General features: G+C 37.2%; 9 protein-coding genes and 1 pseudogene. 5 read left to right on the top strand and 5 right to left on the bottom strand.

Features of this window, described 5'->3' with window-relative positions; all coding sequences use genetic code 11:
* Positions 1-11: 11 nt before the first annotated feature.
* Entirely contained in the window at positions 12-3,260 is a 3,249-nt protein-coding gene (locus WH188_RS19965; protein WP_168126375.1) for a SusC/RagA family TonB-linked outer membrane protein, read from the bottom strand.
* Positions 3,261-3,471: 211 nt separating this feature from the next.
* Between WH188_RS19965 and WH188_RS19960 the strand changes: the two genes are divergently transcribed.
* Both WH188_RS19960 and WH188_RS19955 read left to right on the top strand, forming a co-directional pair.
* Entirely contained in the window at positions 3,472-4,068 is a 597-nt protein-coding gene (locus tag WH188_RS19960; RefSeq protein WP_168126374.1) for a GrpB family protein, read from the top strand.
* A 720-nt stretch (positions 4,069-4,788) separates the two neighbouring features.
* Positions 4,789-5,667, top strand: coding sequence for an AraC family transcriptional regulator (locus WH188_RS19955; RefSeq protein WP_168126373.1), 879 nt, complete (start codon positions 4,789-4,791; stop codon positions 5,665-5,667).
* Positions 5,668-5,810: 143 nt separating this feature from the next.
* Here WH188_RS19955 and WH188_RS19950 read toward each other — a convergent pair whose 3' ends face one another.
* Entirely contained in the window at positions 5,811-6,977 is a 1,167-nt protein-coding gene (locus WH188_RS19950; RefSeq protein ID WP_168126372.1) for an iron-containing alcohol dehydrogenase, read from the bottom strand.
* Between the two features lie 65 nt (positions 6,978-7,042).
* Positions 7,043-7,918, bottom strand: a complete 876-nt coding sequence (locus tag WH188_RS19945) for a helix-turn-helix domain-containing protein (RefSeq protein WP_206368247.1) — start codon at positions 7,916-7,918, stop codon at positions 7,043-7,045.
* Between the two features lie 438 nt (positions 7,919-8,356).
* On the opposite strand from WH188_RS19945, the gene WH188_RS19940 reads away from it, so the two are divergent.
* The 3 genes and pseudogenes from WH188_RS19940 to WH188_RS19930 all read left to right on the top strand — a co-directional run bounded on the left by WH188_RS19940 (position 8,357) and on the right by WH188_RS19930 (position 12,350).
* Positions 8,357-9,385, top strand: a complete 1,029-nt coding sequence (locus WH188_RS19940) for a hypothetical protein (RefSeq protein WP_168126371.1) — start codon at positions 8,357-8,359, stop codon at positions 9,383-9,385.
* Between the two features lie 351 nt (positions 9,386-9,736).
* On the top strand, positions 9,737-10,558 hold the full coding sequence (locus WH188_RS19935) for an aminotransferase class IV (RefSeq protein WP_168126370.1): 822 nt from the start codon (positions 9,737-9,739) through the stop codon (positions 10,556-10,558).
* A gap of 142 nt (positions 10,559-10,700) precedes the next feature.
* A pseudogene (locus WH188_RS19930) lies at positions 10,701-12,350 on the top strand (FAD-binding dehydrogenase).
* 115 nt (positions 12,351-12,465) lie between these two features.
* Here WH188_RS19930 and WH188_RS19925 read toward each other — a convergent pair.
* Together WH188_RS19925 and WH188_RS19920 are read right to left on the bottom strand one after the other, a co-directional pair.
* Positions 12,466-13,881, bottom strand: coding sequence for an aminotransferase class I/II-fold pyridoxal phosphate-dependent enzyme (locus WH188_RS19925; protein ID WP_168126369.1), 1,416 nt, complete (start codon positions 13,879-13,881; stop codon positions 12,466-12,468).
* Between the two features lie 163 nt (positions 13,882-14,044).
* Positions 14,045-14,437: a hypothetical protein gene (locus WH188_RS19920; protein WP_132767706.1), complete on the bottom strand. Its 393-nt coding sequence runs from the start codon at positions 14,435-14,437 to the stop codon at positions 14,045-14,047.
* Positions 14,438-14,482: the final 45 nt, after the last annotated feature.

The raw sequence follows: 14,482 nt of genomic DNA, 5'->3' as shown, positions 1-14,482 counted from the left end.
TAATCGATTTTTTAAAATGTAACTTTTAATCCAAGATTGAATGTACGCACCAAAGGATACAAACCGTAATCTACCCCAGGAGTCAGATTACCGCGTTGATTGTAGTCGGGCTCTGGATTGTAACCTTTATATTTGCTAATGGTAAATGGATTGTCTACACTTGCGGATATCCTTACACCTGAAAGAGCTAACTTATTGGCAGTTGCAGTTGGTAAGCTGTAACCTAATATAATATTGGTCATCCTAAGGAAAGATCCATCTTGTAGGTAAAAAGTAGATAGACGGGTGCTGTTGCTCTGCGTACCACCCCTTGAAGCACGATATACTTCACCATTGCCTGGGTTTGATGCCGATCTGTACCGTTGGGCAACGTCTGCATATTGATTGCCTGAACCTTCCATATTATATAAGTAATAGTCGTAACCATCCAATACTTTATTTCCCTGTGATCCATTGAATGAGGCTCTCAAGTCAAAGTTTTTATAACGTGTATTGATCGCAAATCCGTAGGTGAAATCAGGATGTGGACTTCCGATAACACGTTTGTCTTCATCATTCACAATGCCATTTCCGTCAACGTCTTCAAAATAAAGATCTCCTGGTTGCAAAGGATTAGTTGATCCTGCAGATGGGGCAACACTTTTATAGTTTTCTTCGGTAGCTACTCCCAATACTTTGAATCCGTAGAACATACCAATAGGACTGCCCTCTTGTGTAATATGCGTGATATATGAGCGTTCTGCCCCATTTGTCATAATGGTAGATCCGCCACCAAGATCCAGTACTTTATTGCGGTTGACATTGATGTTACCGCTAATACCTAAATCAAAGTCTTTTTTACGCACTAAGGCAGCATCGACTTGAAGATCAAATCCTTTGTTTTCAACTTTACTATTAGGCAAGTTGGTCAAGATCGTTGTTGCTCCTGATACTGCGGTGATCGGTTGATCGAACAACATATCGGACGAACGACTCAAATAAATATTACTCATAATATTCAAGCGTCCTCGGAAAAGTCCTAAATCCAAGCCAGCATTGTATTGTGAGGTGGTTTCCCAACCCAATTTCGGGTCACGTAAATCTCCGGGAGCAAGTGATGTTTCCACTTTGTCACCAATAATCACACCTGTAGGTGAATTGTATGTGGTTTTAGCCTTATATTCACCAATATTGTTGTTTCCACTTTTACCCCAACTTACTCTTAGCTTCGCAGTAGACCCCTCTCCTAGCCATGCATCATAAAAATCTTCTTTAGAGATGGTCCAACCTGCAGAAACGGAAGGAAATGTTCCCCATTTGGTGTTAGGTCCAAAACGAGATGAACCATCCGTACGGAAAGATGCAGATAGAAAATATTTGGATGCATAACTGTAGTTTACGCGGCTAAAATACGACTGCAGTGTTGTAATTCTTTTATATGCATCGAGTAGTTGAAAATTTGATGGATCTGCACCTTTGTTGGTAATCTCTTCAATAGCATCGTTTTGAAATCCATTGGCGCGAACAGACATGTAATCGATATCTGTCCTTTGAGCCGAATAACCTAACAGGGCTGTCACTTGATGTTTTTCTGCAAATGTCTTATTATAATTTAAGGTCGTTTCAACTAACTTATCAATTTCACTAAGCGTATTGGCGTCGGCATATGCTGCGGCTTTTGCAGAATTTGAATAGGGTGCATTATTACCATTTGAAATACTTGTCGGTCTATAATAATCGTACTTCTCGTCATAAGTTGCTAATCCACCATTTACTTTTAGGCTCAAACCATCAAAGATTGAGAAATCTGCAAAAGCATTATATAAACCGCGTTTTCCGCGTCTGTTATTTTTGATCTCAGTGACGTAGGCCAATGGATTTTCTGGATTTTGGACGCCATAGTTGTTACCTGAAAGATTTGCCATCAAAAATTTAGCGTAACTACCATCTTCATTATAAACAGGAAGTGTAGGTAAATAAATTAATGCGGCCATAGAAGGACTCCTATCATAGCGGCCTGTGGTCACTTCGTTGTTATCGTTGTAGGTGAAAGAGACATTGGCTCCGACAGTAAGTCGCTTACTTACCTTAGCATCGGTATTGGCTCTAAAATTAAAAACCTCCTGCCCTGTACCCAACATAATACCTTCCTGATTTTGATATGAAGTACTTAAAAAGTATCTGTTTTTATCGTTTCCACCATAGGCAGATATATTGTGTCTTTGAAAAGGTGCATTTCGGTATAAGGCATCTTGCCAATCGGTATCATATTTTGCTTTCTTGGCCAAACCTGTCGAAAAATCGTAGTATTCTTCTGGAATCGATACTGAACCGCCATTACTTACGCGAGCAACACGGTCGGCATTGCTATCTAAACGCATATTTTCATTCCAAACCAATCCTCTTCCTGTAACTAAATCTTTATAGGCATTATTTCGACCATCAATCAGTAAATCGATAAATTCTTCAGAATTTAATAGATCTATCTTTTTTGATAATTGTCCAAAACCACCTAATACTTCGTAATCGATATTACTACGACCTTCTTTACCTCGTTTGGTCGTAATAAGGACAACACCGCCAGCGGCACGAGAACCATAGATTGCGGCAGAAGCGGCATCTTTAAGGACATCAATGGTTTCAATATCATTTGGATTGATATTTAAGTTGTTTCCCGAAGGATAGCCGTCAATGACATACAAAGGATCCGATCCTGCATTGATAGATCCCATTCCACGTACCTTAATTTTTGTTCCTTCATAAGGCGCGCCACTCGTTTGCATAACTTGCACACCTGCTATTTTACCGACTAAAGCTTGCGACAGCTTAGGTGATGTCAGGTTGAGTTCTTCTGCTTTTACACTTGCAATAGCTCCTGTCACATCAGATTTACGGATTTTTTGGTAACCTATGGAAACCATTACTTCCTCGAGTTGCTGCCCTTCTGAGGTCATCTTAATCTGAAATCCACTTTGGGAAGTAATGGTCTGTTGTGTGGTCGTATATCCAATAAATCGAATAGAGATGGTATCTCCGACTTTTCCGTCCATCACAAATCGACCGTTATGATCTGTCTGATAGTCTTGTTGGGTGCGCAAATTGCGGACAGTCGCGCCAATAATGGGTTGACCAGCTTCATCGAGCACGGTTCCGGATAGCTGCTGTTGAATGTTAAGTTCACTTTTCAACAATGCTATTCTTAAATTGCTTGCTTCTGTAGGTAGTGAGTGGCATGTAAGTGGTAATAACAGCCACAATAGTCTAGATGATTTAAAGTACATGAGTTTTGCCTTTACAAATAAGATTGATTAGCGGCAAAGCTATACGTTGCGTGTTAAATAGGGATTACCATAAGCTTATGAAATGATTAACAATCATGTGCATCGCAACTGGAAATAAAGACCGCACAAGAACAAAAACAAGTCTTGATGATCGTGCATAACATGAATTTAAACTTATTCCTTAATTTTGGAATTCAAACCGACTCCAAGCATGGAAAATAAGAAGATAAAAAAGGTCGTTGTGGTACCCTATTCTGTAAATTGGGCTACTGAATTTGAAAAACTTAAATCAGTTTTCCAGAATTGTTTGAAAACGCTGATACGCGGCATTGAACATGTTGGCAGCACCGCTGTACCTGGTCTCTCCGCTAAACCTATTATCGATATTGATATTATCATCAGCAATAAAGAAAAATTTGATGAGATCAAAAGTACACTCAAAAAACTAGGTTATACTTATTGTGGTGAAATGGGTATTCCTGGAAGAGAGGCCTTTAAAAGAGATGACCAATTAACGCCTATGGATGGTTCCGGCTACCTCTGGTATGAACATCATTTATATGTTTGTGTTGAAAATAGTGAAAGTTTAAAAAATCATTTATTGTTAAGGGATTATCTCCGCGCAAATCTGAATGAAGCACAAGACTATGGTCGATTAAAAACCGAACTAGCGGCAAAGTATCCTGATGATATTGATCATTATGTAGAAGGAAAAACAGCCTTTATTCTTCAAATTTTGAAAAAGTCAGGTTTCGATCAAGAAGTCTTATCACAAATAGAACTGCAAAATAAGGCTATGAAGTTATAGCATATGTAGATCGAATACAATTCTACTGTCTAATATCGTTTAATTTTCTTTTTTTATTTGTGCTTAATATCTGCGCGAATATCCCAAGCGCACACACTGCTGTTGATAGCAGAAAACTTCGTAAACCTATTTCTCCTATAGAAAATAGAACTATACTAACGGTTTCTAATAAAATATAAGCTATAATAATGATTTTCGAATATTTATTCATAATGTTATAATTTGGGCTGTTCTATCAATTTAGTTTATCAGTATAGTGCTCTACATCTTTTAGAAAAAATAACAGATCCATTCAAAGTAATTATCTTTCGTCGAAAAAGACACCTACAATTATGATCAATGATAACCTTTCTTCTCCTAACCGTGTTTCTTAAATTGTAATTGTGGTTTACAGTCTTAAGATAGGCATCATTTTTTTAAAATAATATTAATAGTGCAAAAATATATTTCCCGGTTTAAAAACTATGTGGTGAGATTCTATAGTGCATTGCAAAAAAACATTAGAATAAATCAAATTAGCAGTAGTAAGGATAATTTTTTTTGATGATTTTCACATAAGAGAATTCTTACATAGATGTAGTACGATCGTTGTGCTTGCTCGCGCGTATCTTGTTCATTCACATTACGAAAATTTTACCTGTTCGATCTTGTAAGTCACAATAAAAATCTCGCTGTAATGATTTCTTATTTTTTTATATTGAAAAAACACACAACCTTGTTATGAAACCCATTTTTGCAAAAGTAATGGAAACGGTGGGGGAAGATTTGTTTGCAGTACGGGTAACACAGCAGCAAGCATTCTCTACCGATTATCATTTTCATAAAGAATGTCAATTGACTTATATTGTGCAGAGCCAAGGTAAACGTTTAATTGGTGATCATTTCGATTATTTTATAAGTGAAGACCTCACCTTAACTGGGACGGAGCTCCCTCATGTATGGTTTACTGATGTTATTGAATCGGAGAAGGAACATCATGCTCATTCTATTGCCTTGTTTTTTGATCCGGACCGTTTAGTGGAAATCTTATCATCATTTCATGATACTGAGAAATTACAGGCATTTCTGCTTCTATCTAAAAGGGGGATACGCTATGAAGGAAAATGCAAAGAGCAGATCAAAAAATTATTGTACAAGCTTCTGGATGCTCAAGGATTGAAAAGAATAATTATATTTCTGCAAATCATCGAAAAACTACAAGATGCATCGGACAAAAATGTTTTATGTCACATTGAATACTCAAATATTCACTTTCCTAACAACGCTCTAAAAATTGATAAGATAGTTCAATATGTACTGACCAATTATTCGAGAGAAATCAGTTTAGAGGAAATCGCTCTAGCAATGAATTTAAGCAAAAATGCTTTCTGTCGTTATTTCAAAACTCAAACTCAAAAAACATTTGTGCAATTTGTCAATGAAGTACGCATCATGCAGGCATGCAAATTAATTGTAGAAAATCAACTTTCAATACATAGAGTTGCTTACGATTGTGGTTTCAATAGCTTATCAAATTTCAATAGAGTCTTTAAGACGATTAAAAACCAAACTCCCAGTGAGTTTAAAAATGCTCTTTATGAAGTGACTACGATTTCATGAACTCGTATTACAAACTGCTTCTTAAATTCCATCTCTTCTGCGTTTAAGAAAATAAACAGGGAATCATATAAACTCCCTGTTTTTTAAATTCTTTACAATGGTTCTGCCTGTATGCAAAACTATTGTAAAGAATGCTGATCGTATTAAGCATTTACAACTTCTTCCAAAAACACAACTCCCTCGTAACAAGCATTATAAATTGCCTTCAATTCTTCTAAAGAAGGAAGACGTGGATTGAATCCTGTACATGGATCTACCAGTGCATTTTGAGCAATAAAATCCAAATTTTTCTCCCAAAGTTCTTTTGAAATACCAAAATCTTTGATGGAAGCTTTGTTATTCACTTCAGAGCGTAAACGTTCAATAGCTTGTGCTAATCCTTCTGCTGTCTCTTCACCTACTATTTTCGCTAAATCTGGATAACGTGTAGTTACTTGGGCATTATAGCGGATTACATTGGGCAGAAAAATCGCATTGGAAGCTCCATGAGGTATTCCATATAATGCTCCTACCTGATGTGATAGCGAGTGTACAATTCCTAACCAAGCGTTATTGAAAGCCAAACCGGCCATAAATGAGGCATCATGCATATTTTGACGTGCTGTAATGTTATCCGGATGAACGACAACTTCGCTAAGATTATCAAATACAAGCGCTAAACCGCCTTTTGATAATGCATCAGCATAATTGTTTTCAATGTTGGAAACATAAGCTTCAACACAGTGGGTCAATACATCAAGACCTGTATTTGCTGTCACATGGGCAGGCATAGACGCGCAGATTTCTCCGTCAACAATAGCAATATCTGGTGTAAGTTCGTAAGAAACAACCGGATATTTGACACCTTTCTCACGATCTGTAATCACAGCAAGGCCTGTTGTTTCTGTTCCTGTACCGCTTGTTGAGGGAATCGCTATGAATTTGGCCTTATTTCTTAAAACCGGAACTGTAAAAGGTTTTATAATACTATCAAAATCAATATCAGGATATTCGTAAAAAACCCACATCATCTTAGCTGCATCAATAGCAGAACAGCCTCCCAATCCGATAATCCAGTCGGGTTTAAATGCTTGAATCTCCGCTGCTCCCTTTAAACAAGTTGTTGAAGAAGGATCTTCTTCAACGCCCTCGAAAACACTTACTTCTACCCCTGCTTCTGCAAGAAATGAAATGGCTCTATCCAAAGTACCACTTTTTTTCATCGAGCTGCCACCGGTTACGATTACAGCTTTTTGACCTTTGATATTTTTCAGCTCTTCAAGACTTCCAGCACCATGGAAAACCTCACCTGCAATAAATAATTTACTCATGTTTATATTTTTTTGTACTTGACAAAAGTACATGAGCAGGAATTACCACTGTTATACAAATGGGATTATCCGTTATAAATTTGCGACAGTTCCTGCTGCAGCTGTGTAGGTGTTTCTTTTAATTTGGAGCGCACAAACTTGTTCAATGCTGATGGCGAATTAAACCCTAGATCAAAAGCTATCTCTTTGTGTGCTAGATCGGAAAACATCAATTGCCTTTTAATTTCCATTAAAATACGATGATGAATAGTTTGAATAGCTGTTTCACCGCAATGTTTTTTGGTGATGGCATTTAATTTTTTTGTCGTTATCATCAGTTCCGCCGCATAGTACTGAACTGTACGATGTTGTTTGTAGTGTATATTCAACAATTTCTTGTACTTGATATAAATGGGCTTATCGCTAGTTTCCTGATACATTATGGGATGTAAACCATGGACAGATTCAATTAATCCGAGTAGTAAAATTTTAATATAAAATCTGGCTTGCTCCTTTTTAACTAGAGAGGGGTTCTGATAAACATCTTGAATAATATTGATCATCCCGAGACTCCGCTGAAAATCTGCTGCGGCAAGCATCGTGCAATTGAGCTGGGTGGAAAGGTTAACATTGTATGTACTCAATTCATTTTTCAAAATATCGGAACAGAATAATATTTCTTCAAATAGGATGATCTTACCTTTTAGATCTATACTTTGATTTGCGATTAAACTCACCTGCTCTGGAAATATCACGGCAATCTTACCTGCTTTTAGTTTATGGATTTTATCTTCTACACTCATTTGCATGGTACCATCTTCAATCACATAGATGCAAAAATGATCCTTTTTATGCGCTATTGTATATTGATTCAAATTTTCTTTGGTTAAATCAAACACTCTAAAAGACAGATCCTGGTCTTCCTTCTTTTGCTGATTATCTTTTATTTTTAACTTCTTCAAAATCCTTCGCTTTGTTTCTAATACATCGGGGCGGTAAATCTAAAAAAACTAATGACACTTAAACGTAAAAAATTAAAACGTCCTCGATTCAAAGGATACGAAATTAAAAAAAGAAGTGCAGCAACTGATCTGATGATTTCATCTTTACCTTATAATAGTATATAGTACTTTACGTCAAAAACTAATCATACTACTAAATTCATCCTGCCATAAATTCCCTATCGTTGAATCTTTGTCTTATTTTATACCGATATGTAAAAAATTAGTGCTTAGCAGCATAAGATAGATCAAATTGTTAAAAAACTAACCCTAGTATTTCGTAAAGTCATGATCAAAATCTGAATATCGATTTCCAAGTAGCGATAACTAATTAAATCATTCGTAAAAAAAACATAAAATGTAAAGAAGTTATTTATCTTTGAATTTCAAATCAATAACATGATAAATAAATTACCCTTGATAGCGCTATGTTTATTTCTATTTGCTTCATGTAATAAAGCAAAGGAAGATAATCTAATCACTCACGAAGAAAAAATCAACCCTTATTTTACAGGTATAGATCTATCTAATACTGCTCATATAGATTGGAGAACTAAGGATCTTACAGACAACTATTATATGCTCGGCTACGGTTATGATATTACGGGTAAATATGCGCATCCTGCATCTACTAGAAACAAAGTAATCGATGTTGAAGCATTTGACAAGGATGGTGGAACGATCTTTCAAAGTTTCAGTTCAAGCGGTGGTCCTAAATTAGAAATAAGTGGAAAAAAAGAAACATGTATCCAGACGATGGGGCAAAGAGCGGGGCTTAGCAGCGAGGAACTTGCTAAATATAAACATATTTTTAGAGAGACTTTCAAATCAGCATTTAAGAATGATACAACATTTAGATCAATAGATTATGAATATGAAGGGGTTTCTCAAGTACTAGTATATGCTACTTTTGGAATCTTTGAAATGGATCTCAATGAATTTCAATCTAAGTATCTAACCTCAGCGTTTAAAAATGATCTGGAGACAAAAACAGCCAAAGAAATAATAGCTCTTTATGGAACACATGTTTTAAAGAAAATTGATGTTGGACAACGAATGGATTACCTCTATCGTCATAATCAAGCGTCTAATGGAAGAAAGTGGTTTATACCAACGATGTATAAATATTTTATGCCCACCCCTTCTACTTGGACAGAAACACCGAAAGAAGCCGCTCCATTAAAACAGAATTTAGCTGTTGAACTGGTTGGAGGAAATAAACTAGCGCCCAATTTTTGGATGATCGATGTCACGAATTACACCGGAGAAAAAATTGTTTCTCAGGAATGGAATAATATTTCGAAGACTGCTCCTACCCTGGTTGATTTTTTTAAAAAAGATGGTGTAATTCCAATCTATAAGTTTGTAAAAGACGAAACAAAAAAACAAGCGCTTATCGAAGCTTACAATGCATATCTAGGGCTGTAAGTATATATAAACTCGGCTAAAAGATAATCTGCGAGCTCATCTATTTTAACGCTGAACTGTTACTCGTCGAATACCATAGAATGGGACTTGTAAAAAGTTATGAAAATGGTGAATTTGATCTGAAATCATTAATAAAAAAGAATGAGTTTGATTTTTTTGAAAACGACCATTGCGCATGATGAACAATATAGTTCGCGCTAAATCTCTTAAATTAAAGGTGATATTCTTTACCAAATACAGGTTACTTTGCGGGTAAAGTTCAAATTAAACACGTGGCTAGAACTTGTTTTTCAATGGAGGATTGTATAGGTTTGTGTTCGCTAAACATTCAATATAAAAAAGTATATGCAAATGGGCTATTTGATCTTCAACGGAAAATTAATTCCTGAAAACGAAGCAAAATTATCAATTACGGATCTTGCTCTTGTGCGCGGCTACGGTATTTTTGATTTTTTCAAAACGGTACACGGTATTCCAGTATTCCTAGAAGATAATCTAGATCGATTTTATCAATCTGCTGAGCTGATGGATCTACCTGTAAATTACTCCAGAGATGAACTGAAAGCTCAAATAAAAAGTTTGATGGAAGCAAATATGATTCCGGATTCTGGTATTAAAATTTTATTGACCGGCGGATATAGTAATGATGGGTATAGTATTGGTGAGCCCAATTTAATTATCAGTCAACAAGCTTTAAAAAGAAATTTAGTGTTGGAAAGTAAGGGTCTGAAACTACTTCCTTTTCACTATCACCGTCCATTTAGTCTCGTCAAATCTATCGATTATGTGATGGGTATACAGGCACTTAAGGCAGCTAAATCGCAGGGGGCTGACGATGTGGTTTACATACAAAACGGCTTGATATCGGAATGCCCGCGTGCTAACTTCTTTTTAATAAGTCAAGATGGCAAATTGTTAACTGCTGGTGAAGATGTTTTACAAGGTATTACCCGTAAAAAAATTATCGAATTGGCAAAAACTATCATGGTGGTTGAAGTCCGCAATATTAGCATTGAGGACATTGCATCGGCAAGTGAGGCATTTATTAGTTCAACTACTAAAAATATTACTCCTGTAACTGCTTTATTGGGTTATAAAGAGTTTAGCCCAGCAGCAGGACCTTTAACAAAGCGCCTTCAGGAATTGCTACAGGAATTGGTTTACGGTCATTAATAATTCATCATTTATCCGGTAAGCGGACGACGCTGGTATTTATAAAATTCTATGCTATACCACAATAACTGACACAGTTCTAAAAAAATAAGATCATACTGTTCAAAATTTCTTAACTTCAAGAAAGCTAAATTATGTTGACATGGAACAGTATGCGACAATTATCATTGGAAGTGGATTATCAGGACTCGTTACTGCATATGAAGCGACGAAAGCCGGTAAAAAGGTGCTTATTTTAGATCAGGAAACTGAAACGAATATGGGTGGCCAAGCATATTGGTCATTTGGAGGTCTTTTCTTCGTAAACTCTCCACAACAACGAATTTTGGGGATTAAAGATTCTTTTCAACTTGCTTATCAGGATTGGGAAGGTACGGCTTCGTTTGATCGTCCTGAAGATTTCTGGCCTCGTAAATGGGCTTCTGAATATGTTAAATTTGCAACAGAAGAAAAATACAACTATGTTTCGGAATTAGGAATGAAGTTTTTTCCGATCGTCGGCTGGGCTGAACGTGGTGCTGGTTCAGCTTCGGAACATGGCAATTCTGTACCCAGATTCCACATTACATGGGGCACAGGAACTGGCGTGGTCAAGCCTTTTGTTGACAAAGCATATGAAGCTCAAGAAAAAGGTTTGCTTACGTTCAAATTTCGACACCGTGTGTCGCGGTTATTGATCGAAAATGGAGTTATTGTCGGTGTCGAAGGTGATATTCTTCAAGCTGATGATAAAAAACGGGGTGAGAAAACTAATAGAAATTGTATCGGTGAGTTCTGTTTTCGTGGAGCACACATTGTCATCGCTTCGGGTGGAATTGGAGCCAATCTGTAACTTGTGAAAAAAAACTGGCCGATTCGACTGGGCTCTCCACCTCAACATATGGTATGTGGAGTTCCAGATTATGTGGATGGCAAGATGATTGAAATCGCGGAACAGACTGGCGCACACGTCATCAACAAAGACAGGATGTGGCATTATACTGAAGGTCTAAAAAACTGGAATCCCATCTGGTCGAACCACGGAATTCGTATTCTACCGGGGCCATCTTCAATTTGGCTCGATGCAACGGGCAATCGGCTCCCCGCTCCTTTCTTTCCTGGCTTTGATACGCTCGGTACGTTGAAATTTATACAAGCTACGGGATACGATTATTCGTGGTTTATTCTCACTCAAAAAATTATTAAAAAAGAATTTGCACTCTCTGGTTCTGAGCAAAATCCAGACCTGACCAATAAAGATTATCGACTCATTCTGAGCAGACTTTTTGGGAAAGCTGCTACAGCGCCTGTGGAAGCTTTTAAAACTCATGGCGATGATTTTATTGTCGCAACAAATCTGGAGGAATTGGTGACAAAAATGAATCAGAAAGCAGGAAACGAACTGCTCGACTATAATACGATAAAAAAACAGATTCAGGACCGGGACCGTCAACTTGACAATAAATTTAGCAAGGACATACAGATCAACTACATCCAGCATACGCGAAAATATCTCGGCGATAAACTTGCCAGAACTGCAAAACCACATAAAATTCTAGATCCTAAAAATGGTCCATTGATCGCTGTACGTCTGAATATTCTGACTCGAAAAACGCTAGGTGGCATTGAAACCAATCTAAATGGTCAAGTGCTTGACGCGGAAGGTCATGTCATGCCGGGATTATTTGCTGTTGGAGAAGCTTCTGGATTTGGAGGTGGTGGAATGCACGGTTACAGGGCTCTGGAAGGAACTTTTCTAGGGGGATGTATTTTTACCGGAATGAAAACTGGTCAATATATAGCAAAACAATAAAGAGATAGCCTAGGCCGAACAAATCTGATTTTTAATCTAAATGCAACTAAAAATCAAATCATTAAAGCAGACCATATAAAGTCTTACCACCGGAAGAATACCGAATAAGAAGTGTTTAAAAAGCATTCTTCACGATCGTACCCAGCCGTTTCAGATCGGTATGGATTCGTTCGTTCCACTCTAAAGCAAAATTTAACCGCATACAGTTATGATAACGGTCCTGAAGTGTGAACATTCTACCTGGCGCAAAGCTTATATTCTGGCGGATAGCTGTATCAAACAAGGATGCTGTATCAATTCTTTTATCCAATTCGAGCCAAAGCACGAATCCGCCCTGAGGGTCGGATATTTTAGTATTGTCCGGAAAATATTCTTCGATAGCCCGTTGGTACTGAAAGCAGTTTGAATACAGCTTATTTCTAAAATTTTGAAGGTGATGGTCATAACGGCCATGCTCCATAAAATCTGCAATAACCTCCTGATATAAAACAGGTGTTGAGATGGTCTGCAGCAGTTTTTGCCGAATGATCTTCTTCTTGAATTTTCCCGGCGCTACCCACCCTACACGGTACCCCGGTGCCAGTGTCTTTGAAAAGGAACCGCACCACATGACTATTCCAGCTTCATCAAAGGCTTTACAGGGCTTAGGTCTATTGGTGCCAAAGTAAAGGTTACCATACAGGTCATCTTCGATCAACGGTATATTTCGTTCGGTAAGCATCTTCACCAGTTCGATTTTGTTTTCTTCTGGCATAAGACTGCCTAATGGATTACTGAAATTTGCGGTGAGGCAACATACATCTATTTTAGAAATAACTTTCTTTAATGCGTCCATATCGATCCCACAAATCGGATGGGAAGGTATTTCGATCACATGAAGTCCAAGTGACTTGGCTATTTGAATTGTCCCGAAGTATACAGGTGTTTCCATTGCGATCGTATCGCCTGGCTTTGTCACGGCTAACAAACAATTAAAAATGGCATTCATGGCTCCGGAAGTGGTCACCAGATCCTCTTCAGTTAGTTGTCCTTCAAACTCCATGCTCCATTTGGCTATGCTTCTTCTTAAATTAATACTTCCCTGCGCAGGTTCGTAACTGGTCCCGCCGTCGTCAAGTTTTCGTATCACATTCACAATTCCTTTATTTAGTTTTGCTATAGGAAGCATGCTTTGTGCAGGAACGCCTAAAGAGAACTGTGTCAGATTTTCTTTTTTTAGCGAGTTATAAACTTTATCAATCAGATCTTCCTGGTCGTGCTCATTATCCGAGGCCTGTAATCGACCAACTGAGGGAAGTGATAAACGTCGTTGCGCTATTTTACTCACAAAATAACCAGATCGAGGTCTAGATTCAATCAGAGACCTGCTTTCTAACTCTAGAAAGGCCTGTTTAACCGTATTGATACTCACATGATACATCTTCTGAACCACACGCAGCGAAGGGAGTTTATCACCTAATTGCATCGTTCCGGAGACAATCTGTTCTTCAATAATATGAGCAATCTTGAGGTATAAGGATTCTTTCTTCATGGACTTATATGCTAATAAATTATCTTCCGCTATTTTTTTCTTATTATTCACTGCCTTCAAATTGTTGGATATTGAACACGCTGCAATTTACATATTTTAGGATATCATATGTATCCAACAGCACCTATGCTATATGTTTTAAATATTCACTTTTTCATTCAGTTTAAAGGTTGAGCCAATCAATAAGTCGTTCAATCGCCAATTTAAGTTTAGAGATGCTATGATCATCATCTCCGAATGTCTGGATAAAATTTCTTTTTGCTTTGATTTCTAATGCTTCCTTAAATTCGACTTGATGAAATTCTGATAAAAAGTAACAAGTCATTTCCACCTTGTTTGAATGATTAATAATTGCAGATGCATAGCCAATAACTTCTTTAGCCTGCATGATCACAGCTAAAGGGAGTCCAAATTCGGCGGTCAAAATATTTATCCTTGCGTCCTTTCCCTCAAAATCGGATTTCTCCTTGTGTTTTTTATATAAAGAAACCACAGGGCTGAGTTCGGACAAATAAAAATTTACAATCTTAAATCCATTAATTTCATTAGTCTTCATCTTCTTGTTGTATTGGTGATAAGCAAATTTAAAGACTCTATTTCT

Source organism: Sphingobacterium sp. MYb388 (genome assembly GCF_037479535.1).
Classification (GTDB): Bacteria; Bacteroidota; Bacteroidia; order Sphingobacteriales; family Sphingobacteriaceae; genus Sphingobacterium; species Sphingobacterium anhuiense.
This window is presented reverse-complemented; position numbering and strand designations above follow the sequence as displayed.

What these genes read in the sequence shown, in the direction of transcription:
- WH188_RS19940 (WP_168126371.1), top strand. Translation starts at nt 8,357, where the DNA reads ATGATAAATAAATTACCCTTGATAGCGCTATGTTTATTTCTATTTGCT.
- WH188_RS19935 (WP_168126370.1), top strand. Translation starts at nt 9,737, where the DNA reads ATGGGCTATTTGATCTTCAACGGAAAATTAATTCCTGAAAACGAAGCA.
- WH188_RS19950 (WP_168126372.1), bottom strand. Translation starts at nt 6,977, where the DNA reads ATGAGTAAATTATTTATTGCAGGTGAGGTTTTCCATGGTGCTGGAAGT.
- WH188_RS19920 (WP_132767706.1), bottom strand. Translation starts at nt 14,437, where the DNA reads ATGAAGACTAATGAAATTAATGGATTTAAGATTGTAAATTTTTATTTG.
- WH188_RS19955 (WP_168126373.1), top strand. Translation starts at nt 4,789, where the DNA reads ATGAAACCCATTTTTGCAAAAGTAATGGAAACGGTGGGGGAAGATTTG.
- WH188_RS19960 (WP_168126374.1), top strand. Translation starts at nt 3,472, where the DNA reads ATGGAAAATAAGAAGATAAAAAAGGTCGTTGTGGTACCCTATTCTGTA.
- WH188_RS19925 (WP_168126369.1), bottom strand. Translation starts at nt 13,881, where the DNA reads ATGAAGAAAGAATCCTTATACCTCAAGATTGCTCATATTATTGAAGAA.
- WH188_RS19965 (WP_168126375.1), bottom strand. Translation starts at nt 3,260, where the DNA reads ATGTACTTTAAATCATCTAGACTATTGTGGCTGTTATTACCACTTACA.